25 protein-coding genes are annotated in these 24,146 nt (G+C 63.3%); 15 read left to right on the top strand and 10 right to left on the bottom strand.

The window, feature by feature from the left end; translation table 11 throughout:
- Positions 1 to 7: 7 nt before the first annotated feature.
- Complete coding sequence (locus AB5Y50_RS00725; protein ID WP_223918078.1) at positions 8 to 1,369, bottom strand: GntP family permease; 1,362 nt, start codon at positions 1,367 to 1,369, stop codon at positions 8 to 10.
- A gap of 165 nt (positions 1,370 to 1,534) precedes the next feature.
- Here AB5Y50_RS00725 and AB5Y50_RS00720 point away from each other — a divergent pair, with 165 nt between their 5' ends.
- The 4 genes from AB5Y50_RS00720 (at position 1,535) to AB5Y50_RS00705 (ending at position 5,381) form a co-directional block, all read left to right on the top strand.
- The gene (locus tag AB5Y50_RS00720) at positions 1,535 to 2,044 is read left to right on the top strand and encodes a gluconokinase (protein ID WP_041214083.1); all 510 of its coding nucleotides are present in this window, start codon (positions 1,535 to 1,537) and stop codon (positions 2,042 to 2,044) included.
- A 60-nt stretch (positions 2,045 to 2,104) separates the two neighbouring features.
- Positions 2,105 to 3,901, top strand: coding sequence for a phosphogluconate dehydratase (gene edd, locus AB5Y50_RS00715; protein ID WP_069784169.1), 1,797 nt, complete (start codon positions 2,105 to 2,107; stop codon positions 3,899 to 3,901).
- Between the two features lie 9 nt (positions 3,902 to 3,910).
- Positions 3,911 to 4,552: a bifunctional 4-hydroxy-2-oxoglutarate aldolase/2-dehydro-3-deoxy-phosphogluconate aldolase gene (locus AB5Y50_RS00710; RefSeq protein WP_039039502.1), complete on the top strand. Its 642-nt coding sequence runs from the start codon at positions 3,911 to 3,913 to the stop codon at positions 4,550 to 4,552.
- A 136-nt stretch (positions 4,553 to 4,688) separates the two neighbouring features.
- Entirely contained in the window at positions 4,689 to 5,381 is a 693-nt protein-coding gene (locus AB5Y50_RS00705; protein ID WP_082189139.1) for an AraC family transcriptional regulator, read from the top strand.
- A 55-nt stretch (positions 5,382 to 5,436) separates the two neighbouring features.
- Here AB5Y50_RS00705 and AB5Y50_RS00700 read toward each other — a convergent pair whose 3' ends face one another.
- Positions 5,437 to 5,826, bottom strand: coding sequence for a nuclear transport factor 2 family protein (locus AB5Y50_RS00700; RefSeq protein ID WP_069784167.1), 390 nt, complete (start codon positions 5,824 to 5,826; stop codon positions 5,437 to 5,439).
- Between the two features lie 110 nt (positions 5,827 to 5,936).
- Positions 5,937 to 6,944 carry a substrate-binding domain-containing protein gene (locus AB5Y50_RS00695; RefSeq protein WP_039039499.1) on the bottom strand — a complete coding sequence of 336 codons (1,008 nt, stop codon included), beginning with the start codon at positions 6,942 to 6,944 and terminating at the stop codon, positions 5,937 to 5,939.
- 88 nt (positions 6,945 to 7,032) lie between these two features.
- Between AB5Y50_RS00695 and AB5Y50_RS00690 the strand changes: the two genes are divergently transcribed.
- Positions 7,033 to 7,683 carry a Qnr family pentapeptide repeat protein gene (locus AB5Y50_RS00690; RefSeq protein ID WP_041214078.1) on the top strand — a complete coding sequence of 217 codons (651 nt, stop codon included), beginning with the start codon at positions 7,033 to 7,035 and terminating at the stop codon, positions 7,681 to 7,683.
- Positions 7,684 to 7,889: 206 nt separating this feature from the next.
- Here AB5Y50_RS00690 and AB5Y50_RS00685 read toward each other — a convergent pair whose 3' ends face one another.
- Both AB5Y50_RS00685 and gpmM read right to left on the bottom strand, forming a co-directional pair.
- The gene (locus tag AB5Y50_RS00685) at positions 7,890 to 9,293 is read right to left on the bottom strand and encodes a peptidoglycan DD-metalloendopeptidase family protein (RefSeq protein ID WP_039039497.1); all 1,404 of its coding nucleotides are present in this window, start codon (positions 9,291 to 9,293) and stop codon (positions 7,890 to 7,892) included.
- A 9-nt stretch (positions 9,294 to 9,302) separates the two neighbouring features.
- A complete protein-coding gene (gene gpmM / locus AB5Y50_RS00680) occupies positions 9,303 to 10,832 on the bottom strand; it encodes a 2,3-bisphosphoglycerate-independent phosphoglycerate mutase (RefSeq protein ID WP_039039496.1) in 1,530 nt (509 codons plus the stop codon).
- 348 nt (positions 10,833 to 11,180) lie between these two features.
- Here gpmM and AB5Y50_RS00675 point away from each other — a divergent pair, with 348 nt between their 5' ends.
- From AB5Y50_RS00675 to gpsA, 3 genes are read left to right on the top strand one after another with little or no spacing between them, the layout of a single operon-like run.
- Positions 11,181 to 11,612: a rhodanese-like domain-containing protein gene (locus tag AB5Y50_RS00675; RefSeq protein ID WP_010672546.1), complete on the top strand. Its 432-nt coding sequence runs from the start codon at positions 11,181 to 11,183 to the stop codon at positions 11,610 to 11,612.
- Between the two features lie 47 nt (positions 11,613 to 11,659).
- Entirely contained in the window at positions 11,660 to 12,130 is a 471-nt protein-coding gene (gene secB / locus AB5Y50_RS00670; protein WP_010672547.1) for a protein-export chaperone SecB, read from the top strand.
- Between the two features lie 2 nt (positions 12,131 to 12,132).
- Complete coding sequence (gpsA, locus tag AB5Y50_RS00665) at positions 12,133 to 13,137, top strand: NAD(P)H-dependent glycerol-3-phosphate dehydrogenase (RefSeq protein ID WP_069784166.1); 1,005 nt, start codon at positions 12,133 to 12,135, stop codon at positions 13,135 to 13,137.
- 69 nt (positions 13,138 to 13,206) lie between these two features.
- Here the strand turns inward: gpsA and nfuA are convergent, their stop codons facing one another.
- Both nfuA and AB5Y50_RS00655 read right to left on the bottom strand, forming a co-directional pair.
- Positions 13,207 to 13,785, bottom strand: coding sequence for a Fe-S biogenesis protein NfuA (nfuA, locus tag AB5Y50_RS00660; protein ID WP_010672549.1), 579 nt, complete (start codon positions 13,783 to 13,785; stop codon positions 13,207 to 13,209).
- Positions 13,786 to 13,933: 148 nt separating this feature from the next.
- Complete coding sequence (locus AB5Y50_RS00655; RefSeq protein ID WP_029313494.1) at positions 13,934 to 14,662, bottom strand: ComF family protein; 729 nt, start codon at positions 14,660 to 14,662, stop codon at positions 13,934 to 13,936.
- Between the two features lie 38 nt (positions 14,663 to 14,700).
- Here AB5Y50_RS00655 and bioH point away from each other — a divergent pair, with 38 nt between their 5' ends.
- From bioH to AB5Y50_RS00640, 3 genes are all read left to right on the top strand, one after another.
- Complete coding sequence (gene bioH, locus AB5Y50_RS00650) at positions 14,701 to 15,465, top strand: pimeloyl-ACP methyl ester esterase BioH (RefSeq protein WP_069784165.1); 765 nt, start codon at positions 14,701 to 14,703, stop codon at positions 15,463 to 15,465.
- Between the two features lie 72 nt (positions 15,466 to 15,537).
- Positions 15,538 to 15,771: a hypothetical protein gene (locus AB5Y50_RS00645; RefSeq protein ID WP_010672552.1), complete on the top strand. Its 234-nt coding sequence runs from the start codon at positions 15,538 to 15,540 to the stop codon at positions 15,769 to 15,771.
- Position 15,772: 1 nt separating this feature from the next.
- The gene (locus AB5Y50_RS00640; RefSeq protein WP_042015263.1) at positions 15,773 to 16,534 is read left to right on the top strand and encodes a putative metalloprotease CJM1_0395 family protein; all 762 of its coding nucleotides are present in this window, start codon (positions 15,773 to 15,775) and stop codon (positions 16,532 to 16,534) included.
- 58 nt (positions 16,535 to 16,592) lie between these two features.
- Here AB5Y50_RS00640 and AB5Y50_RS00635 read toward each other — a convergent pair whose 3' ends face one another.
- Together AB5Y50_RS00635 and greB are read right to left on the bottom strand one after the other, a co-directional pair.
- Complete coding sequence (locus AB5Y50_RS00635; protein WP_103261585.1) at positions 16,593 to 18,899, bottom strand: Tex family protein; 2,307 nt, start codon at positions 18,897 to 18,899, stop codon at positions 16,593 to 16,595.
- 268 nt (positions 18,900 to 19,167) lie between these two features.
- Entirely contained in the window at positions 19,168 to 19,641 is a 474-nt protein-coding gene (gene greB, locus AB5Y50_RS00630; RefSeq protein WP_010672555.1) for a transcription elongation factor GreB, read from the bottom strand.
- A 202-nt stretch (positions 19,642 to 19,843) separates the two neighbouring features.
- Here greB and ompR point away from each other — a divergent pair, with 202 nt between their 5' ends.
- Positions 19,844 to 20,563 carry a two-component system response regulator OmpR gene (ompR, locus tag AB5Y50_RS00625; protein ID WP_010672556.1) on the top strand — a complete coding sequence of 240 codons (720 nt, stop codon included), beginning with the start codon at positions 19,844 to 19,846 and terminating at the stop codon, positions 20,561 to 20,563.
- The gene (envZ, locus tag AB5Y50_RS00620) at positions 20,560 to 21,870 is read left to right on the top strand and encodes a two-component system sensor histidine kinase EnvZ (RefSeq protein ID WP_010672557.1); all 1,311 of its coding nucleotides are present in this window, start codon (positions 20,560 to 20,562) and stop codon (positions 21,868 to 21,870) included. The genes ompR and envZ overlap by 4 nt, the downstream gene beginning before the upstream one ends.
- Before the next feature lie 35 nt (positions 21,871 to 21,905).
- Here the strand turns inward: envZ and AB5Y50_RS00615 are convergent, their stop codons facing one another.
- Positions 21,906 to 22,820 (bottom strand): DMT family transporter, encoded by a 915-nt coding sequence (locus AB5Y50_RS00615; protein ID WP_041214072.1) that lies wholly within the window; start codon positions 22,818 to 22,820, stop codon positions 21,906 to 21,908.
- 355 nt (positions 22,821 to 23,175) lie between these two features.
- Between AB5Y50_RS00615 and rpsJ the strand changes: the two genes are divergently transcribed.
- Positions 23,176 to 23,487 (top strand): 30S ribosomal protein S10, encoded by a 312-nt coding sequence (gene rpsJ, locus AB5Y50_RS00610; RefSeq protein ID WP_005307944.1) that lies wholly within the window; start codon positions 23,176 to 23,178, stop codon positions 23,485 to 23,487.
- A gap of 22 nt (positions 23,488 to 23,509) precedes the next feature.
- Positions 23,510 to 24,142, top strand: coding sequence for a 50S ribosomal protein L3 (gene rplC / locus AB5Y50_RS00605; protein WP_010672559.1), 633 nt, complete (start codon positions 23,510 to 23,512; stop codon positions 24,140 to 24,142).
- Positions 24,143 to 24,146 lie beyond the last annotated feature (4 nt).

Genomic DNA, 24,146 nt, shown 5'->3' with positions numbered 1-24,146 from the left:
GTTTCCGTCAGAGGATGGCGCTGGCCGTGGCCACGATGAGGAAGGCGATGGTGCCGAGCAGGGTCTCCATCACGGTCCAGGTCTTGAGGGTGGTCTTCTCGTCCATGTTCAGGAAGCGGCTGACCAGCCAGAAGCCGGAGTCATTGAAGTGGGAGAGCACGGTGGCACCCCCGGCGATGGCAATGACGATGAAGGTCAGATCCAGTTCGCTCAGGCCGGTGGTGGCGGCCACGGTCGGCGCCATCAGGGCGGCGGTAGTGGTCAGGGCCACGGTGGCGGAACCCTGAGCGACCCGCAGCGCGGCGGACACCAGGAAGGCTGCCAGGATCACCGGCATGCCGGTATCGGAGAGCACGTCGGCCAGCGCGGTGCCGATGCCGCTCGCCCGCAATACGCCGCCGAACATGCCGCCAGCACCGGTGACCAGGATGACGGCGCAGACCGGGGCCAGGGCGTCGTTGCAGAACTTCTCGAGCTGCACCTTGCCCTGGCTCTGGCGGAACATCCAGAGGGCGTACAGCACAGTGATGAGCAGGGCGACCGGAGTCTTGCCGACCATGCGCAGCACGTTGACCCAGTCCGCACCCTTGTCGATGACGCCCATGACGCTCAGGGTATTGAGGCCGGTATCCATGAAGATGAGCACCAGCGGCAGCAGCAGGATGGAGATCACCTGGCCGAAGCTCGGCGCCTTGTCGGAGAGCTGCTCGGCACTGGCAGTGAAGCTCGGGGGCAGGGGCAGCTCAAACTTCTTGCCGGACCAGAGCCCGAACAGGTAAGCACCCAGATACCAGGTGGGCAGCGCGACCAGCAGGCCCACGATGGTGAGCAGACCGATGTTGGCACCCAGCAGCTCGCTGGCGGCCACCGGGCCCGGGTGGGGCGGCAGGAAGGCGTGCATCACCGCAAAGGCACCGGCGGAGGGCAGGGCATACTTGAGGACGGAGCCGCCGAACTGCTTCGCCACGCTGAAGATGATGGGCAGCATGACGATGAGGCCGGCGTCGAAGAAGATCGGGAAGCCGAACAGCAGGGAGGCCACACCCAGCGCGAAGGGGGCGCGGTGGGAGCCGAAGCGGTTGATCAGGGTATCGGCCAGTACCTTGGCGCCCCCCGTCATCTCCAGGATCCGGCCTATCATGGCGCCGAGGCCGACCAGCAGCGCGACCGAGGCCAGGGTGCCGCCGAAACCGGTCAGCATGGTGGGGATCACCTGGTCATAGGTGACCCCGGTGGCCAGGGCCGTCAGCATGCTGACCAGGGTCAATGCCACGAAGGCATGTACCTTGAATCGCATGATCAGCACCAGCAACATGACAATGGCTCCGCCCGCTACCGAGAGCAGATAGGCGACATCGGGTGTGTTCATTGCTCCGTCCATAAAATTGTCCTCAAATGGTTCTAGTTGTTGTTCTGCACATTTCTGTGCTGCACTTCACATTGCGAAACGTTACCGGTAACATGTTACCGGTAACGTGGTAGCTTAGAACCCATCAGGCGAACGTTTTTTGAAAAGTGAGAGAGAGGTCAAATAATGGCGGGCAAGTGCATTATCGTGATGGGTGTGTGTGGCAGCGGCAAGTCCAGCATCGGCCTCAAGGTGGCCAATGCCCTGGGGGCCAAGTTCATCGACGGCGATGATCTGCACCCTCGCGCGAACATCCAGAAGATGGCGGCGGGCAACCCGCTCAACGACGAAGACAGGGCCCCCTGGCTGGAGCGGATCCGCGATGCGGCCTACAGCCTGGAGCGCAAGAACGAGCTCGGCGTCATCGTCTGCTCGGCCCTCAAGAAGCAGTACCGCGACCAGATCCGCGAGGGTAACGACTCGGTGAGTTTCCTGTTTCTGGATGGCAGCCAGTCCCTCATTCTCGAACGGATGCGGGCACGGCAGGGCCACTTCATGCGCGAAGCCATGGTACAAAGCCAGTTTGATACCCTGGAGCGACCGGATGACGAGCCCGGCGTGTTTCGCATCGATATCGACGGGACCTTCGAACAGGTGGTCGACCGTGCCGTCACCGCGCTGACGCAGGCGCAATGAGCCATGTCGCGCGCCCGGCTGCGGCCGACCGCGCCCGTATATAGAGTTGGAGAGAAAGCTATGACCCATCCCGTGATCACCCAGGTGACCAACCGCATCCGCGAGCGCAGCACCGCCCGCCGTGCCCGCTTCCTGGCCCGCATCCAGCGCCAGGCCGATCAGGGCAAGACCCGCGCCTCCCTCTCCTGCGGCAACCTGGCCCACGCCGTGGCCGCCTCGAGCTGTGACGAGAAGGGGCGGATCCTCGACATGACCCGCGCCAACGTGGCCATCGTCACCGCCTACAACGACATGCTGAGTGCCCATCAGCCCTATCAGGGCTACCCGGACATCATCAAGGGCGCCCTGGCCGAGCTCGGCCACAGCGCCCAGGTCGCCGGCGGCGTGCCCGCCATGTGCGACGGCGTGACCCAGGGCCAGCCGGGGATGGACATGTCCCTCTTCTCCCGGGATCTCATCGCCCAGGCCACCGCGGTCTCCCTCTCCCACAACACCTTCGACGCCACCCTGCTGCTCGGCATCTGCGACAAGATTGCCCCGGGCCAGATCATGGGGGCGCTTTCCCACGCCCACCTGCCCACCGCCTTCGTGCCTGCCGGCCCCATGGCGAGCGGCATCAGCAACGACGAGAAGGTAAAGGTGCGCCAGCAGTACGCTGCCGGTGAAGTGGGCCGCGACGCCCTGCTCAAGATGGAGTGCGGCGCCTACCACGCGGCGGGCACCTGCACCTTCTACGGCACCGCCAACACCAACCAGCTGGTGTTCGAAGCCATGGGCCTGATGCTGCCGGGCTCCGCCTTCGTGCATCCCCACAGCGAGCTGCGCCACGCCCTCACCGAGGAAGCGGCCCGCCGCATCAGCGCCATGATCCCGGGCTCCCCGGCCTATCGCCCCCTGAGTGCGGTGATCGACGAGCGCGCTCTGGTCAACGGCCTGGTGGCCCTGCTCGCCTCCGGCGGCAGCACCAACCACAGCATTCACATGGTGGCGCTGGCCCGCGCCGCCGGGCTGGAGCTGACCTGGGACGACCTGAGCGATCTCTCCGACGTGGTGCCGCTCCTGGTGCGCATGTACCCGAACGGCCCGGCGGACGTCAACGCCTTCGAACAGGCGGGGGGCGTGCCCGGCCTGATGCGTCGTCTGGCCGAAGAGGGGCTGATCCACCTGGATGCCACCCCGGTCTTCGGCGAGATGCAGGACTACCTCAGCCGTCCGGCACTGGTGGATGGCAAGCTGGTGTGGCAACCGGTGGGCGAGAGCGCGGATCCGAGCGTGCTCTCCCCCTCTGGCAGCGAGTTCCAGGCCACCGGCGGCACCAAGCTGCTGGCGGGCAACCTGGGCCGCGCCGTGGTCAAGGTCTCCGCCGTCGCGCCCGAGTATCGGGTCATCGAGGCCCCGGCCCGGGTCTTCTCCTCCCAGCATGCGGTGGAGGCGGCCTACAAGGCCGGTGAGTTGAACCAGGACGCCGTCATCGTGGTGCGCCACAACGGCCCGGCCGCCAACGGCATGCCGGAGCTGCACAAGCTGATGCCGGTGCTTGGCAACCTGCAGAAGGCGGGTCACAAGGTGGCCCTGGTCACCGACGGCCGTCTCTCCGGCGCCTCCGGCAAGATCCCGGCCGCCATCCACGTCACCCCGGAAGCGCTGCACGGCGGGGCCATCGGCCTGCTCACCGATGGCGACCTGCTGCGGGTGGATGCCGAGTCTGGCCGCCTCGACTGCCTGACCGATTTGAGCGGCCGTACCCAGGCCGAGATCGACCTCACCCTGGAACAAGAGGGGTGGGGCCGTGAACTGTTCAGCGTGATGCGTCGCGCGGTATCGAGCGCCGAGTGCGGCGCCACCATCTTTGACTAAGGAAGAGCTATGCAGAACTGGAAAGTGACCCCTGCCGAGGTGTTTGCCGCCTCCCCCCTGGTACCCGTGATGGTCATCAACGACCTGGAGCAGGCCCTGCCGATGGCCAAGGCCCTGCTGGATGGCGGCATCTCGGTGTTCGAGATCACCCTGCGCACCCCGGTGGCGCTGGACGCCATCGCCCTCATCGCCAAGGCGATGCCGGATGCCATGGTCGGTGCCGGTACCGTGCTCAACTGCGCGCAGTTTGATGCCGCCGTCGCTGCCGGTGCCCGCTTCGTCATCTCCCCGGGCATGACCCCGGCCCTGCTGGCCCATGCGGCCAAGAGCACGGCGCCGCTGATCCCGGGGGTGGCCACCCCGTCCGAGGTGATGCAGGCGCTGGAAGCAGGCTACGACCACCTCAAATTCTTCCCGGCCGAGGCGAACGGCGGCACCAAGGCACTCTCCGCCATCGCGGCGCCCCTGCCCCAGGTGAAATTCTGCCCCACCGGCGGCATCGGCCCGAAAAACGTGGCCGACTACCTGGCGCTGAAATGTGTGGCCACCGTCGGCGGCTCCTGGATGCTGCCGGCAGACGCCGTCAAGAGCGGCAACTGGGAGGAGGTGACCCGCCTCTCCCGGGAAGCGGTTGAATTGGTTAAACGCTAAGCAAATATCGTTTAGAAAAATTAAACAGGCCACCCCCGGGTGGCCTGCTGTTTTTCCGCCCCCGGAGGGGGGGGCGTTTGCTTCCGACCTCGCCCTGGCTTAAGGTCGGGGGCCGCCCCTCTCCCCTGGAGCCTTCATGTCCTGTCTGCATCCATCCTACCCGCAAGGGCACTTCACCGCGCTGCACTGCCACCCCCATGCCCAATACTGCTATCTGCACGACGGGGGCGGCATCATCACGGGGCGAGGGGAGGGAGAACTGCTGGTGGCGGGCCAGATCTGCTTTATTCCGGCGGGGTGGGAGCACGAGTTTCGCGTGCTGCGCCGCTCCCGGCTCTCCCTCCTCTATGTGCCGACGTCGGCCCGCACCGCCTTCGGCCCCTTGCAGGCCAGCCCGCTGCTGGCGGGCCTCTTCGCCCGCCTGCCCGAGCTGGCCGAGGAGGAGGTGAAGGGGGCCTATCTGACGGTGCTTGGCCAGGAGCTGGAGCGCGCCGACCCGCTCGCAGCGCGCATTCACCTCGCCGGGGAGCTGGACCCGCGCCTGTTGCGGGTGCTGGACAGGGTGTGCCAGGCGCCCGCCATCCATCTGACGCTGGCGGCGCTGGCGGCAGATTGCGGCGCCTCGGTGCGTACCCTCAACCGGCTCTTCCTCCAGCAGCTGGGGTGCAGCTTTCGCCAGTGGCGGGAGCAGGTGGTGCTGGGACGGGCGCGCCAGTTGCAGCACCGGGGGCTCACGCTGGCCCAGATCGCCGATCGGCTCGGCTACGAAGATCCCGGCGCCTTGTCCCGCGCCCTCCAGCGCCTTGCCCGGCGCGAACCGGCGGCCTGAGGGTCCGTCGTCTGCCTTCCTGCCCGCCATGGCGGTGTCTGCGGGTTGCCGGCAGTCAGCGCCGCGAGCCGATATCTGCATCCTCCTTGCTGCCTGCCAGCAGACAGGTCACCTCGTCGGTGTGGCAGATCCGATCGCCGCGAAAGGTGAAGAGACCGCTCACCTTGCAGACCAGGGTGCCGCCGTCCTGGCGGGTGGCCCGTACCACATGGGTCGAGTGCACCCGCTCCCCCTGCTCCAGGGTGGCGACAAACTCGATGCTCGCCCCGGCCAGATGGCGGCGCAGTGTGGCGATGTGCTGGTGAAACGCCGGGTAGTCGAGCCGCTCGCCGTTCACCTCCTGGCAGTAGTCGGGGGTGAACCAGTCGTCGAGCTCCGCCATGGGGAAGGCGGGATCGCAGATGACGCGCTGCAGGCAGGCTTTCAATCGTTCGGTGTGGTGCATGGTCTGCTCCTGACAGGGGGGATGGAGGAGCCAGCATAGGCCAGGGGACGGCGAGGGGAGAGGGGAGAAGGCGCCATCATGGCGGTCGAACGCGCCATGATGGCCGGGGATCAGCCGAGGCTTTCCCCCTCATAGAGGGAGAAGCCGATGTCCTTGCACCTGGTCGCCAGCGGCTGGCCGCCGAGGCGGGCCAGCAGCATGATGGCGGCTTCGCGACCTATGGTCTCGCGGGGGGTGACGATACTGGCGAGCTTGGGGGTCATGGCGTGGCCGATGTCGAGGGCGTTGCTGCCGGCGATGGCCACCTGCTGGGGTACCGGGATCCACCTGGCCTGGCATTGCAGCAGGGCCCCCACCGCCAGGTCGTCGTTGGTGCAGAACAGGCCGTCGAGATCGGGGAAGCGCGCCATGGCCTGGGCCAGCAGCTCTCCCCCCAGGGTGAAGCTGGAGGATTGCTCCGTCAGCAGGTGCTGGCCGGTCAGACCGAAATCGGCCATCGCCTGGTAGTAGCCTTCCATTCGCAGCTGGGTGCGCACGTCGAGCCGGGCACCGAGGTAGATCACCTTGCGCCGTCCCCGGCGCAGCATCTCTGTTACCATGGCCCGGGCGGCGGCCCGGTGATCCATGCCCACCACCATGTCGATGGGGGAGAGGGGCAGATCCATGGTCTCCACCACCGGGATGCCGGCGGTGGCGATCATCTTGCGGGTGCGCTCGGTGTGCTGGGTGTCCGAGAGGATGAGCCCGTCCACGTTGTAGGAGAGGAGCGAGGCGACCTGCTCCTCCTCCCGCTCCGGGCTGTAGCCGTAGTGGGCGAGCAGGGTCTGGTAGCCGGCGGGCCGGGTCACCGCCTCGATGCCGTGGATCACCGCCGAGAAGACCTGGTTGGAGAGGGAGGGGATCAGGATGCCTATCGCCTTGCTGGTGGCGTTCGACAGCATGTCCGGCGCCCGGTTCGGGATGTAGCCGAGCTCCTCCACCGCGGCGGCGATGCGCTCGCGGGTCCCTTCGGCCACGGCGGACGGGTCGCGCAGGTAGCGGCTGACGGTCATCTTGGTGACACCGGTCAGGTCGGCAATGTCCTGCAGGGTAGGGCGGCGCTTGCGGGTGTCGTTCATCTGGGGATCCGGCAAAAAATGTTACACGTAACATTACCGTTTTTGCACGGCAATGTCAGCATATGACGCCATCAACAGGGGGCAGGGGATGATCAAGGGCAGGTGTTTCGAGGGGATCCACTTCGAGCAGCAGGAGGTGGAGGGGGAGCAGTTCCAGGGGTGCCGCTTCATCGGCTGTCACTTCTCCTGGCTCGATCTCGGGGAGTGCCGCTTCGTCGACTGCAGCTTCTATGACAGGGAACGGGAATTGGGATGCCTGTTTCAGGGCTGCGATCTGCGGGAGGCGAGCTTCCTGCGCTGCGATCTCACCCTGGCGGACTTCGGCCGCAGCCAGTGTCTTGGGCTGGAGATGCGCGACTGCCAGGCCATGGGGATCAACTTCGCCCACGCCAGCTTCGCCAACCGGATCACCGCCAAAAGCTACTTCTGCGAGGCCCACCTCACCGGCAACAACTTCAGCTACGCCAACTTCGAAAGCTGCCTGCTGGAGCGGTGCGAGCTTGCCGGCAACCGCTGGCAGGGGGCCAACCTGCTTGGCGCCTCCCTGGCGGGCTCGGATCTCAGCGGCTCCGAGTTCGGGCAAATCGACTGGACCAGCTTCAACCTGCAAGGCTGCGATCTGCGCCAGTGCGATCTGCCCGGTCTGGATCTGCGCCGGGTCAACCTCGCCGGGGTGCAGATCACTGAAGATCAGCAGCAGGGGCTGCTGGAGCAGATCGGGCTGGTGGTCTTCCCCTGAGCGGGGTGGAAAAGAGGTAAGTTTTCATCATCGGGGCGGGCGGTGTGGTGCCCCCCCTGGCAAGCAAAAAGCCTGCGCGATGCAGACTTTTTGTCGGGTGAAGTGGTAAACGACGCGGTGTTGCTGTCTTTTGCTCCCTGCTCCCCTCGCGGGAGAAGGGCTGGGGATGAGGTAGCGGACTCCGATCGGGCACCGCCAAGGCGGGCTTAGCGTCTGGCCAGCCACTTGGTCGGGTTGATGGCCTCGCCCTGATAGCGGATCTCGAAGTAGAGGCCGGAGCGCTCCTGTCCGCCGCTGTCGCCGACCAGAGCCACGGGCTCACCCTGCTCCACCTTTTGTCCCACCTGGCGCAGCAGCGACTGGTTGTGGCCGTAGAGGCTCATGTAGCCCTTGCCGTGGTCGATGACCAGCAGCATGCCGAAGCCGTCGAGCCAGTCGGCGTAGACCACCTGGCCCGGTGCCACCGCCTTGACCTGGGTCCCTTCGCTGGCGCCGATTAGGGTGCCCTTCCACTTCAGCTCGGCGGTACGCGGCGAGCCGTAGGAGATGAGGATGGGGCCCTGCACCGGCCAGCGCAGGTTGCCACCCGTGCTCAGACCGCCGTAGCCGTTGCTGCTTGCCTTGGCGCTGTTGCGGGCAGCAGCTTGCTGCTGCGCCACCTTGGCCTGCTGTTCGGCGACGCGCTGCTGCTGGGCCGCTAGCCGCTGCTGTTCGCCGACCTGGCGCTGCTGGGCCGCGATCCGCTGCTGCTCCTCGATGCGCTTCTGCTCGGCTGCCAGGCGCTGGGCCTCCAGACGGCGCTGGCGCTCCTGCTCGGCCTTGATCTTGGCGAGGCGCTCCCGCTCGGCCCGTTCGCGGCGTTCCTTTTCTTCCTGCTGACGACGCAGCTCTTCCAGCCGCGCCTTGAGCGCCTTCTCCGCCTTGACCAGCTTGTCGAGCTTCTGCTCGTCGGCCTGCACCGACTGCTGCAACTGGTTGCGCACCTTGGCACGGCTCTGCTGGCTGGCCAGCAGGCTCTGGTGATGCTCCTGCTGCTCGCCGAGCAGGGTCTGGAGGCGGTTCTCAGTCTCCCTGGTGGCCTGCTGGTTCTTGGCCAGCTTGTCACGGGTGGCGCGCAGGGCTTCAATGGCCTCGATACGGGCCTTGTTGAGGTAGTCGAAATAGTCGAGGGCGCGGCTCAGTTTGGCCGGATCCTGCTGGTTGAGCAGCAGTTTGAGGTAATCGTGGTTGCCCGCCTGGAAGGCGCTTTCCGCCTGCTTGGCCAGCAACTGCTTCTGGTGTTTGGCTTGCTGCTCCAGTGCCAGCTTGTCCTGCTGCAGGGACGCCAGCTTCTGCTGGTTCTGCCGGAGTTGCTGTCTGGTCTGCTCGAGTTTGGCGGCGGCAGCCGAAATGGCCTGCTCGTCAGCCTTGAGCTGGGTGTTGAGCTTGGCAAGCTCCTGCTTGCTGAGCTTGAGGGTCTGTTGCTGTTCCTTGATCTGGGACTGCATGGCCCCCAGCTGCTGGTTCGCAGCCTGGGCTGTGCCGGTACCGCCGATCAGGCAAAAAAACAGCGCGCCGGCCAACAGGCCGACGCGACTGGTTTTCTGTGAAATAATTTCGCATCCCCGCATGGGGCAGGATTATTTCAGAATCATCAGGGGCTTGCCAGTCATTTCCGGCGGCACCGGCAGACCCATCAGGGTCAGCATGGTGGGGGCCAGATCGGACAGTTTGCCACCTTCGGCGACCTCGGCTTTACGACCGAAGTAGATGAGGGGAACCGGCAGATTGGTGTGGGCGGTGTGGGCCTGACCAGTCTCTTCGTCCATCATCTTCTCGGCGTTGCCATGGTCGGCGGTGATGAGGCACTCGCCGCCCACTTCCGCCAGGGCGTCGGTGACGCGACCGATGCAGTGGTCGACCGCTTCACAGGCTTTGACGGCCGCATCGAACACGCCGGTGTGGCCGACCATGTCGCCGTTCGGGTAGTTGCAGATGATGACGTCGTACTTGCCGCTCTTGATGGCCGCAACCAGCTTGTCGGTCAGCTCTTCGGAGCTCATCTCCGGCTGCAGGTCATAGGTAGCCACTTTCGGGCTCGCTACGATTTCGCGATCTTCGCCGCTGAAGCAGGCCTCTTCGCCACCGTTGAAGAAGAAGGTGACGTGGGCGTACTTCTCGGTCTCGGAGATGCGCAGCTGGGTCTTGCCCTGCTTGGCCAGCCACTCACCCAAGGTATTGACCAGGGCGGTGGGCGGATAGGCGCAGGCGGTTTTGATGTCGGCCGCGTATTCGGTCAGCATCACGAAGTGCAGGGCCGGGGTGGCGGTGCGGGCGAAGCCGGTGAAGTCGGTATCGACGAAGGCGCGGGTGATTTCGCGGGCGCGGTCGGCACGGAAGTTCATGAAGATCAGCGCATCGCCGTCGATCATCGGTACAGCGTCGCCGATGCGGGTGGCTTTGACGAACTCGTCGTTCTCGTCGCGGGCATAGGCAGCGGCCAGCGCGTCGGTGGCGTTGTCGGCGGTGAATTCGCCCTTGCCCTGGGTCATCAGGTCATAGGCCTGCTGCACGCGATCCCAGCGGTTGTCGCGGTCCATGGCGTAGTAACGACCGATCATGGAGGCGAAACGACCCTTGCCCAGTCGGGCAAACAGGGCGTCGAACAGCTCGATGGAGGACTGGGCACTGCGCGGCGGGACGTCGCGGCCATCCAGGAAGGCGTGGAAGTAGATCTGCTCGGCGCCACGCTTGGCGGCCATCTCGATCATGCCCATGATGTGCTCTTCGTGGCTGTGTACGCCACCCGGGGACATCAGCCCCATGATGTGCACGGCCTTGCCCTTGGTCACGGCAGCGTCGACAGCCTTGGCCAGCTCGACGTTCTGGAAGAAGTCGCCGTCCTGGATGTCCTTGGAGATGCGGGTCAGCTCCTGATAGACGACGCGACCGGCACCGATGTTGGTGTGGCCCACTTCGGAGTTGCCCATCTGGCCGTCAGGCAGACCCACGTCCAGGCCGGAGCCGGAGATCAGGGTGCTGGTGTAGTCACGGGCCAGGCGATCCAGATTGGGGGTCTTGGCAGCAGCAACGGCGTTGTACTCTTGCTTGGTGCTGTAGCCCCAACCGTCCATGATGACCAGAACCAGCGGTTTCTTAGCTGTTGACATAAGGCTATGTCCTCTCGGATAGGAATGAATTGCGGGAAGTGAAACTAGCGTAATATTACTACATCTGCCGAAATAGTCACCTGATAGCCAAGTCCCTCTCCAGCCTCGCTTTTTAACTGTTATCCCGCTGTTTTAGGCATGTTGCCGGCTTGTCTGCCTCGGCGGGTTTTCCTCTGTTTCCCCCCTCTTTTCGGCATGGCGCATCCTCTCGTTCGGCCCGGTTGGAGGAGGAAGAATCGGCAGCCATCCCTGATGGGAGCTTGCTCTCGCTTTGCCGCCAAGATGGCTGATCTTATGCAGGGCCCCATGTATACTCGGGCCCTTGTCTTGGTCCCTGGATAGTAGAAGATGCAAGAGTATTTGGATTTCGCGGCCCGCAATCCGCTGCTGACCGCAGCCTGGTTGGGCCTGGCAGGCACCCTGGTGTACACCACTGTGCGTGCTCGTTTTTCTCCGGTGAAGGCGGTCAACAACCACGCCGCTACCCTGCTTATCAACCGTGAAAATGCCACCGTCGTGGACATTCGCAGTCAGGATGAATTTGCCAAGGGTCATCTGGCCGGGGCCCATCACCTGCCGCTCGCCCAGATCCAGGCGAATAATCTGGGCCCGGTTGAAAAGCACAAGGATGCCCCCATCATAGTGGTGTGCGAGTCGGGGATGACCGCTGGTGGCGCGGGTCGCCAACTGAGCAAGGCCGGTTTCAAGCAGGTGTATGTGCTCAGCGGTGGCATGGCCCAATGGCGTGCAGACAATCTGCCGGTGACCAAAAAACGCTGATTTAAGGGCCTGCGCCCACTCATTATCTTAAAAAGGAATCAAACGAAATGGCTGACGAAATCAACAACCAGGAAGTGCAACCGGAATTCCACATCCAGCGTGTCTACACCAAGGATGTCTCCTTCGAAGCCCCGAATACCCCGCACATCTTCCAGAAAGAGTGGCAGCCGGACGTCAAGCTGGACATGGACACCAAGACCAATGTCCTGGCCGACAGCGTCTATGAAGTGGTGCTGACCCTGACTGTCACCTGCAAGCTGGAAACCGAGACCGCCTTCCTGTGCGAAGTGCAGCAAGCCGGCATCTTCACCATCGGCAACCTGCCGGAGCCGCAACTGGCCCACTGCCTGGCGGCCTTCTGCCCGAACATCCTGTTCCCGTATGCCCGCGAAGCGGTGTCCAACCTGGTGAGCAAGGGTTCCTTCCCGCAACTGAACCTGGCTCCGGTCAACTTCGACGCCCTGTTCGCCCAGCACATGGCGCAGGTACAGGCCCAGCAGGCGACTGCGGAAGCCTGATAATGGCCGACCAGATCACAATCTCGGTCCTGGGGGCGGGGTCTTATGGCTCCGCCCTTGCCATTTCTCTGGCGCGCAATGGTCATCCGACCCTGCTGTGGGGTCACGACCCTGCCCATGTCGCCGAGCTGGAACAGGATCGCTGCAACAAGGCATTCTTGCCGGATGTCCCCTTCCCGGCCGATCTGCAACTGACGTCGGATCTACAGGCGGCGGTGCAAGCCGCTCCCGTGCTGCTGCTGGTGGTGCCGAGCCATGTGTTCGGCCAGGTACTGGCCCGGGTCAAACCCTTCCTGCGCCCGGATACCCGGATCGCCTGGGCCACCAAGGGGCTGGAGCCGGACAGCGGCCGTCTGCTGCAAGAGGTGGCGCGGGAGGTGCTGGGGGATGCCATTCCACTGGCGGTCATCTCGGGCCCGACCTTCGCCCGCGAGCTGGCTGCCGGTCTGCCGACCGCCATCTCGGTGGCCTCGACCCACGACGACTTTGCCGACGATCTCTCCCACCTGCTGCACTGCGGCCGCTCGTTCCGGGTCTATACCAATCCGGACTTCATCGGTCTGCAGCTGGGCGGGGCGGTGAAGAACGTCATCGCCATCGGTGCCGGTCTCTCTGACGGACTCGGCTTTGGCGCCAACGCCAGAACCGCGCTCATCACTCGGGGTCTGGTGGAGATGCAGCGCCTCGGCGCCGCCCTCGGGGCCGATGCCAAGACCTTCATGGGGATGGCGGGGCTCGGGGATCTGGTGTTGACCTGTACCGACAACCAGTCGCGCAACCGCCGTTTCGGTCTGGCGCTGGGAGCGGGCAAGTCGGTTGACACCGCCATGGCCGAGATAGGCCAGGTGGTGGAAGGCTATCGCAACACCAAGGAAGTACATCTGCTGGCGGCCCGCTGTGGCGTCGAGATGCCCATCTGCGAACAGATCTTCAAGGTGCTCTACGAGGGCAAGAATCCGAAAGAGGCGGCCATCGCCCTGCTGTCGCGAGACAAGAAGGACGAGTGATCTGCCAGCCGCAGAATGCAAAAGGCCCCGCCAGCTGGCGGGGCCTTTTCTTTGCCGCAAGGGGGCAAATCAGTAGTAGGAGTGGTCGCCGCGCTGGTGCTCGGTGGCATCCTTGACGCCGTTGAGCTCGCCCGGGAATTTCTCCAGCAACTGCTTCTCGATCCCCTCTTTCAGGGTGTAGTCGACCATGGAGCAACCGTTGCAACCGCCGCCAAACTGCAGGATGGCCAGTTTGTCGTCGGTCAGCTCGACCAGGGTGACCTTGCCGCCGTGACCGGCCAGCATGGGGTTCACCTCGGACATCAACACGTACTCGATACGGTCGATCAGCGGGGCGTCATCGGCCACTTTGCGCATCTTGGCGTTCGGGGCTTTCAGGGTGAGCTGGGAGCCCATCTGATCGGTGACGAAATCGATGGTGGCATCCACCAGGAAGGGGGCGCTCAGGGGATCGACCAGGCAGTCGAAGCCGCTGAACGGCAGGTGCTGATCTTCCGGATCGACCGCGTCGGGTGGGCAATAGGATACGCCGCACTCGGCATTCTGGGTTCCCGGATTGACCACAAACACCCGGATGTTGGTGCCATCAGGCTGCTTCTCCAGCAACTTGCGGAAGTGGGCCTGGGCGGTGTCGGAAATGCTGATCATCACTATCCTCATAAACCTGAGTGTACGACTAGGGTATTCATGATAACTCGCTTGGCGGGGCTTGGGTAGCGTGCCGATGGCGAGCCTGTGAGCCCGGGCGTATCGGAATCATGCCGCCAGCGGACTCCCGGGCCGGATCCCTGCCCGGTTATTTCAGGTGTCGGAGGGTACGGCAGATGGCCCACACCTCTACCGTGGTGACGCCGTGCTCATGAAGCAACCGGGTGAGCTGACCTGCGGTGGCGCCCGTGGTGACCACATCATCAAGCAGTGCCACATGCCGGTAGTGGTGAGGTTCTATTTCGAAGGCGCCACGCAGATTGCGTCGCCGCTGGCCGGCACTGAGCCGGGTCTGTTGCGGGGTCGACCTTGTCCGGCGCAGTACGCGGGTGTCGCAAGGAATGCCGGTGAGTGCGCTCAGGGCATGGCCGATTTCTTCTGCCTGATTGAAGCCGCGCCACCACTGGCGCCACCAGTGCAGGGGAACCGGGATGATGACCTGCGGTGGGTTGGCGAGGTCCAGATGGTCTGCCAGCAGGCGGGCAAGCAGCGGCGCTAGCAGGATCTGACCGGAATACTTCAGCCGGGGGATGAGTTGGGCATAAGGAGCCTGATAATCGCCGATCACCTGCAAACGCTCCCAGGGGGCGGGTCTGCGCTGGCATCGTCCGCACAGCAGTTCGCTCTCGCGATGTTGCTCCGGCAGCGGTGCTGCACACATCAGGCATCGTCTGTCGTGCTGGCGCTGGGCGTGGCGGCACCAGGAGCACAACAAGGGCGTCTCGTCACAGGGTTGGCGACAGAGCAGGCACAGACCGAGCCAGTCGGACTGGGTGCCAAGGATCGGACTTGCTTTGGCGAGCAGCCGCTTTAACATGCAGGCTCCAAGCAGATAAACAGGGATCTTGAGTCTAGATGAGCGTATCGGTTGAGCGGTTTGGCCAGGGCCCGGACCTGGTGTTGTTGCATGGCTGGGGCATGAACGGGGCCGTCTGGCACGGTATTGCCCAAGAACTGGCTGCCCACTATCGGCTGCATCTGGTGGACCTACCCGGCTTTGGCAACAGCCCCCTGCAAGCAGGGACAGACTACACCCTGCCCTGGCTGGCAGAGCAGGTGGCGGCCATATTGCCTGAAAAATGCCATCTGCTCGGCTGGTCCCTCGGTGGTCTGGTGGCGAGTCAGTTGGCGCTGACCATGCCTGAACGCCTTCACTCTCTCATTACCGTAGCCAGTTCTCCCTGCTTCATGGGCCGCGACGAGTGGCCCGGGATTGCCCCCAAGGTGCTGGCGGGGTTCAACCAGATGCTGGCCGGCGACTTCATGCAGACCATAGAGCGCTTCCTCGCGATCCAGGCCATGGGCAGCGAGCACGCCAGAAACGACATTCGCCAGTTGCGTCACTGGCTGGCGGAGCGACCCGCTCCCCGGCTTGCGGCCCTGGAGGCGGGTCTGGGCCTGCTGGCCGAGGTCGATCTGCGGGATGAACTGATCGGCCTGGATCTGCCCTGGCTGCGTCTTTACGGCAGGCTAGATACCCTGGTGCCGAAGGCCGCCATTCCCTTGCTGGATGCGCGTTATCCTGCCAGCCACAGTCTGGTGCTGGAGAAGGCATCCCATGCTCCCTTCATCTCCCATCCAGAGCAGTTCATCACCCTCCTGCGGCGGTTCATTGACTGAGATTTGAGCGGCAGGCTTCAATAACTCGTCAGGTTGGTGGATAATTAGCCAACCCTACAGAGGAGTGTGCCAATGCGTATCGAATCAGCCATGACGGCGGGCGTGCAGGGGTTCCAACGGGCCGAGCAGTTGGCCGGACAGGCGTCCAGCCAGATCGCCCGTCTCAATACGCCAGCGGGTGATCAGGTGCAGTTGCCGGATGAACTGGTGAATCTCAAGGTGGCCGAGCTGCATGCCGGGGCATCCGCCAAGGTGATCCAGACGGCCAGCGACATGCTGGGCACCCTGATCGATATCCGGGTGTGACATGAACATCAACGTCAGTCTGCCGACCATCATTCCGAATCAACTGCAGCCGCAGACGGAATCGGCACAGACTGACAACCGCCGTGCAGAACTGGTGCCCCCCAGCCGCCAGAGCGAAGCGTCCAACGCCGAGTCCGGCGTCGGTTCCCAGAAAGAGAGATCCCGGGCCGCCCAGGCCAATCCCGCCACCCCATCCTCGTCCACGAAAGAGAACGGCCAGACCGGCCCCGTGATGGTGGCGCACCGTTTTGTCGAGGCAACGGGGGAGGAGGGGGAGCGTCGACAACGTCAGGAGGGTGAACAGCAGGAGCAGCAAAAGCAGCAGCGTCAGGTGGCTGCGCTGGTCGAACGGGATCTCGAAGTTCGCAAGCACGAGCAGGCTCACCAGGCAGCCGGCGGCGAGCATGCGGGGAGCCCTACCTACCAGTTTTCCCGTGGGCCGGATGGCAAGCGTTATGCCACCGGGGGGGAGGTGGTCATCGACATGGGGACCATTCCCGGGGATCCCGCCGCGACCATCGCCAAGATGCAGCAGGTGCGTGCCGCTGCACTCGCGCCCGATGAACCATCGTCACAAGACATGAGTGTGGCCCGTGCCGCCTCTGGCAAGGAGGCACAGGCCCGCAAGGATCTGATGACTCTCAGGCAGGAAACCACAGGCCCGCTCGGTGCTTATATGGACAATCGAAACCAGGTGATTGCCAGGCACTATCAGCAAGCGGTGAGGCCAGCCTCCCCGCATAGCCTGAGTCAGGACGTTTGATCCCGCTCCGTGCAGGCATGAAAAAGCCCCTTTCGGGGCTTTTTTGCATTCTGGTGGCTTATTTCTTCAGTTTCGACAGGGCGGCCGCGAAGGCGTTGCCCATGGCTCCCTCGGTCGGAGCGCTCTGACGGGGCGCCTGTTTCGGTCGGGCGTTGCCGGTGTGACGCGGCTCGGTCGGTTTGCGTGCAGGTTGGCCGGCTTTTTCATCCAGACGCATGGTCAGACTGATGCGTTTGCGCGGTACGTCGACTTCCAGCACCTTGACCCGGACGATGTCACCGGCCTTGACCACCTCGCGGGGATCCTTGACGAAGCGATCGGTGAGGGAAGAAATGTGCACCAGCCCGTCCTGATGGACGCCGATGTCGACGAAGGCGCCGAAGTTGGTGACGTTGGTGACCACACCCTCCAGCACCATCTCGGGCACCAGATCGCTGATTTTCTCCACCCCTTCCTTGAAGGCGGCGGTCTTGAACTCGGGACGAGGGTCGCGGCCTGGCTTGTCCAGCTCGCCGATGATGTCGGTGACGGTAGGCACCCCGAACTGCTCGTCGGTGTAGTCGGTGGGCTTGAGGGTGCGCAGCAGGCTGCTGTTGCCGAGCAGGCTGCCCACGGTCTGCTCCAGCTTGGCGAGGATCCGCTCCACCACAGGGTAGGATTCCGGGTGCACCGCCGAGCCGTCCAGCGGGTTGCTGCCGCCCCGAATGCGCAGGAAGCCGGCGCATTGCTCGAATGCCTTGGGCCCGAGTCGGCTTACTTTCAGCAGCTGCTGACGATGCTGGAAGGCGCCGTTCTCATCCCGGTAGGCGACGATGTTCTGGGCCAGGGTCTGGGAGAGGCCGGAAACCCGGTTGAGCAGGGCGACCGAGGCGGTATTCACATCCACCCCCACCGCGTTCACGCAATCCTCGACCACCGCGTCGAGGCGGCGGGCCAGCTGGCTCTGGCCGACGTCGTGCTGGTACTGGCCCACACCTATGCTCTTGGGGTCGATCTTGACCAGCTCGGCCAGGGGATCCTGCAACCGGCGGGCGATGGAGACGGCGCCGCGAATGGAGACGTCGAGATCCGGGAATTCCTGGGAGGCGAGCTCGGAGGCGGAGTAGACCGATGCCCCCGCTTCACTGACCACGATTTTCTGCGCCTTGGCGGCCGGGTAGCGCTCGAACAGATCGCTCACCAGGCGGTCGGTTTCCCGGGATGCGGTGCCGTTGCCGATGCTGATGAGCTCGACCTTGTGCTTCTGGCACAGCTCGCTCAGAGTCTTGAGACTCTGGTCAACCTGGCGCTTGGGTTCGAACGGATAGATGGTCGCGTGATCGACCAGCTTGCCGGTGGCATCCACCACCGCCACCTTGACCCCGGTGCGGATGCCGGGATCCAGCCCCATGGTGCAGCGCATGCCGGCCGGTGCCGCCATCAGCAGATCCTTGAGATTCATGGCGAACACCTTGATCGCCTCCTCCTCTGCTGACTCGCGGATGCGGCCGATCAGCTCGGTTTCCATCTGCAGGGAGAGCTTGATCTTCCAGGTCCAGCTCACCACCCCTTGCAGCCACTTGTCGGCCGGGCGATTTTGCAGGTTGAGCTTGAGGTGATGGGCAATAATCCCCTCGCAAGGGCTGGTACCCTCATCCTCGCCGGTGACCAGCGCCAGGTTGAGGATCCCCTCGTTGCGGCCGCGCAACATGGCCAGCACCCGGTGGGAGGGGGCCTTGTGCAGGGGTTCGTTATGTTCGAAGTAGTCCTTGAACTTGGCCCCTTCCTGCTCCTTGCCGGCCACCACGCGGGCACACAGGGTGGCGTTCTGCCACAGGTAGTCCCGCAACTTCTCAAGGAGATCGGCCTGCTCGGCGAAACGCTCCATCAGGATGTAACGGGCACCGTCGAGGGCGGCCTTGCCGTCGGTGATCCCCTGCTCGGCATTGAGGAAGCGAACCGCCTCCTGTTCGGGATCCTTCATGGGGTCACCCAGCAGCAAATCCGCCAGTGGCTCCAGCCCCGCCTCGATGGCCATCTGTCCCTTGGTGCGGCGCTTGGGCTTGTAGGGGAGGTAGAGGTCTTCCAGACGGGTCTTGCTGTCGGCCTCGTTCAGCTCGCGGGCCAGCTCGGGGGTCAGTTTGCCCTGCTCTTCGATGGAGCGCAGGATCACCTGGCGGCGATCCGCCAGTTCACGCAGGTAGCCGAGGCGGCTCTCCAGGGTACGCAGCTGGCTGTCGTCCAGACCGCCGGTCACCTCTTTGCGGTAACGGGCGATGAAGGGAACGGTCGCGCCTTCGTCCAGCAGGCGAACGGCTGCCTGCACCTGTTCCGGGCGGGCATTCAGCTCACCGGCGATCTGATGTTCTATTACGTGGCTTTGCATCGAGGGTCTCTTGGTCGGGTCCTGTCTAACTGGCCAGCGTGGGGCTATGTCGCCGAACAGGGGGTCTGTCCTGGCGATACTTTAGATACCTGCCAGGCCACTGCCGCGCGGGCCGGTTGGCGCCGCAAGGCGCCGGGTGTGAGCACTATATGGGGTCGGGCAGCGGGATGCCACCCTGGCAGAAATGACGTTTCTCATACCCAGTGGGCGGACATGCTCGGTCTCTCCTGGCCTTGTCAGCCGATTTGGCAGTGAGGGTCGGCCTGGCTTATTTGGGATAGCTGATCTCATTGATGTACCAGCAGGCGTCACCCACTGGCGTTCGCACCATGGCTTCATCGCCCACCTCTTTCTTGAGCAGGGCGCGGGCCATGGGGGAGTCGATGGAGATGTAATCCTTGCGGCCGAAGATCTCGTCATAGCCGACGATGCGAAAGCGCTTGGTCTCACCCTCGTCGTTTTCCACCTCGACCCAGGCACCGAAGAAGACCTTGCCCTCCTGGGAGGGGGAGTAGTCGACTATGGTCAGCTCTTCCAGGCACTTGCGCAGGTAGCGCACGCGGCGGTCGATCTCCCGCAGGCGTTTCTTGTTGTACTGGTAATCGGCATTCTCGCTGCGATCACCCAGGCTCGCCGCCCAGGCCACTTTTTTGGTGACATCGGGCCTCTCCTCCCGCCAGAGCATGTCGTGCTCCTGCCGGAGCCTGGTGTAGCCTTCACGGGTAATGAGTTTGGTTTTCATGGGGTTATCACTCCCTCGCCAATTGCATCCGGTAGCCCGGGATCTTAGTCATTGTCGCCGCCCTGTCGAGCAAAAAGCAGAGCTGGCCATCCATCCTTCCCGGCTCTGGGGCCGAATGAGGGCAATAACCGGTAACATATTTATGCTTTGTGGTTGCAGGGGGCGGCTCTAGTATGAGGGGAGACAGAGAAGAGAGGTGGCAATGAGTCAGCAATACAAGGTCCTGGTGGTGGACGACGATCTGAAACTGCGTTCCTTGCTGGAGCGCTACCTCACCGAGCAGGGGTTTGTAGTGCGGGGTGTTGCCAACGGGGAGCAGGCCGATCGCCTGCTGACGCGTGAAAACTTCAGCCTGATGGTGCTTGATCTGATGCTGCCGGGGGAAGATGGCCTCTCCATCTGCCGCCGCCTGCGCGAGGCCGGCAACCAGATCCCCGTCTTGATGCTCACCGCCAAGGGAGACGAGGTGGATCGCATCGTCGGTCTGGAGATGGGGGCCGACGATTATCTGCCCAAGCCGTTCAACCCCCGTGAGCTGCTGGCCCGGATCCGCGCCGTGCTGCGCCGCCATACCGTGGAGCTGCCCGGCGCCCCTTCCGCGGCGGAGAAGATGGTGAGTTTCGGGGCCTACCAGCTCAATCTGGCGACCCGTGAACTGAGCCGTGATGGCGAACCGGTTGCCCTGACCAGCGGGGAGTTCGCCGTGCTCAAGGTGCTGGTGAGTCATCCTCGCGAACCGCTCTCCCGTGACAAGCTGATGAACCTGGCCCGTGGTCGCGAGTACACGGCCACCGAGCGTAGCATCGATGTGCAGGTCTCCCGCCTGCGCCGCCTGCTGGAACAGGACCCGGCCCAGCCCCGCTATCTGCAGACCGTCTGGGGTCTGGGGTATGTGTTCGTACCGGACGGTGAGAACGCATGAAGAAAGTGGGCAGCATGTTCTCCCGCATGCTCTGGTTTCTGGCTGCCGTGCTGGTGGTCTATCAAGTCGTCTCCTACGTTACCTTCTACAACTACCTGCTGGCGCCGACCGTCAAGCAGATCAGCCACCTGCTGGCAAACCAGGTCAAACTCATCTTCCCGGTGGACAACAACCAGCTGGCGCTCAGTGAAGATGCCGAGGCGCTGGTCTATGTGACCACTGGCAGCGACATCTATACCCAGAGCGAGGCGGAGCAGCACGGGCTGAATGATTCCAAGCCCTACCCCTATCTGGAGCAGAGCATCAGCCGCGAATTGAAAGGGGATACCAGGGTCAGGGTTGAAATCCAGGATCACTACATCATCTGGATCCAGCCTCCCCAGGCCAGCCAGATGTGGGTGCGCATTCCCCTGACGGAAATTGAAGATGACGACATCGAACCGCTCATCCTCTATATGAGCGTCTTGCTGGTGGTGACCCTGTTTGCAGCCTGGCGTTTTGCCCGTCAGCTGGTGCGGCCGCTGGAGGATCTGGAAGCGGGAGCCGTGGCGGTGGCGCGCGGCAACTTTCCCGATGCCCTGGGGGAGCAGGGCTCGCGGGAGGTGCGCCGTCTGACCCGCACCTTCAACCACATGTCGAGCTCCATCAAGGGGCTGATCGAGGAGCGCAACCTGATGATGGCCGGGGTATCCCACGATTTGCGCACCCCTCTCACCCGCATTCGTCTCGCAACCGAGATGATGTCCTCGGGGGATGAGTACCTCAAGGAGAGCATCAATGCGGACATCGATGAGTCGAACGGTATCATCGATCAGTTCATCGATTACATTCGCCCGAACGAGGGGCTCGATGCCCGGCCCGTCGACCTGACCCAGCTCATTCACGATGCGTTGCTGATGCAGACCGATCAGGGACTGGAAGTGGAGCTGCTCCTGCCGGAGGAGGCGGTGCGTGTGGCCTGCCATCCCATCAGCATTCGCCGTATCCTCAACAATCTGTCGGGCAACTCCCTGCGCTATGGTGCGACTCGGTTGCAGGCCGAGCTCAGGGATGATGGTCACTGGGTGCGGCTGCGACTCTCCGACAATGGCCCGGGGATTGCAGAAGAGGACTACTCCCGGGTGCTCAAGCCCTTCACCCAGGGCAATGTGGCGCGCACCGGTGGCGGGAGTGGGCTGGGGCTGGCCATCGTTGCCAAGATAGTCTCCCAGCATCACGGCACCATCAGGCTGGGGCGCTCCGAACTGGGGGGCTTGCAGGTGGAGATCCGGCTACCCAAGAACCAGCCGCTGGAGTGGATGGATTGAAAGCAGGGCGTATCGAGGGATACGCCCTTTGTCTGTCAGGGGTGGGGGTCGCTCACCTTGCGGTAGCGCTTGCCATATTTGAGTTGCTGGATAAGCAGGGCGGCGACGATGAGAACCAGCCCGATGGGGGTTGCCGGGTGAATGGTTTCGCCGATCAACAGGTTGAGCAGCACCAGAGAGGCAAACGGCGAGATGAAGATAAGGTTGCTGATGGGGGCCGTGTTGGTGGCGTGGCGCAGGGCCATCAGCCAGAGCACGAAACCGAAACCCATCTCGAACAGCCCCACATAGATGGCGCCAGCCCATCCCTGCCAGGCAGTCATGGCAAAGTCCGAGAGCAACCAGGTCGCCACGATGATGAAGGGCAGGCTGATGAGGAAGCCGAGCAGTAGGCTGACGACGGGATCCCCCTGATTGCGGGTGTTGAGGATCCAGTAACCGGCCCAGATCAGGGTCGACACCAGCGCCAGCGTGACGCCGAGGGGGCTGTCGAACTGCAGACCGAACACGTCCCCCCTGGTGGCGATCACCAGGGCGCCGAAATAGCCGAGCACGATGGCGACGCCATCGCGGCGGCGCAGCTTTTGACCGAGGAAGGGAACGGCCAGCAGGCTGAGGGTGATGGCCCAGGTGTAGTTGAGAGTCTGCGCCTGCTGGGCGGGCAGCAGATCATATGCCTTGAACAGCAGCAGGTAATAGAGAAAGGGGTTCAGGACCCCGAGAGCGAGGTAGTAGAGGGGGCGACTCTTGATGTAGTCGAGCAGTAGTGGCAGTTTGCCCTGACAGGCCACGATGCACCCCAGGGTCAGGGTCGAGGTGCAGGCCGCGACCAGCAGCAGCTGTACCGGTTCAAAGTAGGCGAGGGAGATCTTGAAGGCGCTGGCCACCGTGGACCAGAGGGCGACGGCACAGAGCCCGTACTGGTAGGCTTTCTTCTGATTCTTGAGCATGGGATGGGTTCCGCAGACAGGGGCGAGGGCGCAGTCTATCAGCCTGTTTGCAACATTGTCGTTACCCCTGCCAGGCAAGGGCTTGCCCAGCCGTTGGCGAGATCCATCTGTCACATAAAATTGCGCACAATCTGTCCGCCTTCACTTGCGTGAGTGGAAAAAATCCGTATAATCCCCTCCGCTTGCCCATGAGGCAGCCAGACGATATGTCTGCTTGCTGAGCTTCCCGTTTACGAGTTGCCAGCCATACAGTCCTCCCGATATGGGAGGAAACGTGAAAAATCACACCTCTGGCGGGAGTAGTCCCGGTCGGGCGGTGTTGGTTTATGTTCTTTTATCTATTGGAGCTCTGTCAATGCAGAACCAAAGAATCCGTATCCGCCTGAAGGCTTTTGATCATCGCCTGATCGATCAATCCACTGCGGAAATCGTTGAAACTGCTAAGCGCACTGGCGCGCAGGTTCGCGGTCCTATCCCGCTGCCGACTCGCAAAGAGCGTTTCACCGTTCTGATCTCCCCGCACGTCAACAAAGACGCGCGTGATCAGTACGAGATCCGCACTCACAAGCGTCTGGTAGACATCGTTGAGCCGACTGACAAGACCGTAGACGCTCTGATGCGTCTGGATCTGGCAGCTGGTGTAGACGTCCAGATCAGCCTGGGTTAATTACGGAAAGAGGTTGATAACAATGACAATCGGTCTTGTAGGTCGCAAAGTGGGTATGACTCGCATCTTCACTGAAGATGGCGTTTCTATCCCGGTGACTGTTATCGAAGTTGAAGCTAACCGTGTAACTCAGGTCAAATCTGTAGAAACCGACGGCTACAACGCTATTCAGGTTACCACTGGCGCCAAGAAAGCCAGCCGCGTAACCAAGCCGGAAGCTGGCCACTTCGCCAAAGCTGGTGTAGAAGCCGGTCGCGGTCTGTGGGAATTCCGCCTGAACAACGGTGAAACTTTCACTGTTGGTAGCGAGCTGAAAGTAGATCTTCTCGCTGACGTTAAGCTGGTAGACGTTACCGGCACATCCAAGGGTAAAGGTTTTGCCGGTACTGTTAAGCGCTGGAACTTCCGTACCCAGGATATGACCCACGGTAACTCCCTGTCCCACCGTGTACCTGGCTCCATCGGTCAAAACCAGACCCCGGGCCGTGTATTCAAGGGCAAGAAGATGGCTGGTCACATGGGTGCTGAGCGTGTAACGACTCAGAACCTGGAACTGGTTCGTGTTGACGCTGAACGCAACCTGCTGCTCATCAAAGGCGCAGTACCGGGTGCAACCAACGGCAACGTGATCGTCAAACCTGCCGTCAAAGCGTAACGTC

The organism is Aeromonas sp. s6, assembly GCF_040907815.1.
Classification (GTDB): Bacteria; Pseudomonadota; Gammaproteobacteria; order Enterobacterales; family Aeromonadaceae; genus Aeromonas; species Aeromonas caviae.
Note: the sequence above shows the minus strand (reverse complement) of the source record. Positions and strands in the feature narration are given on the sequence as shown.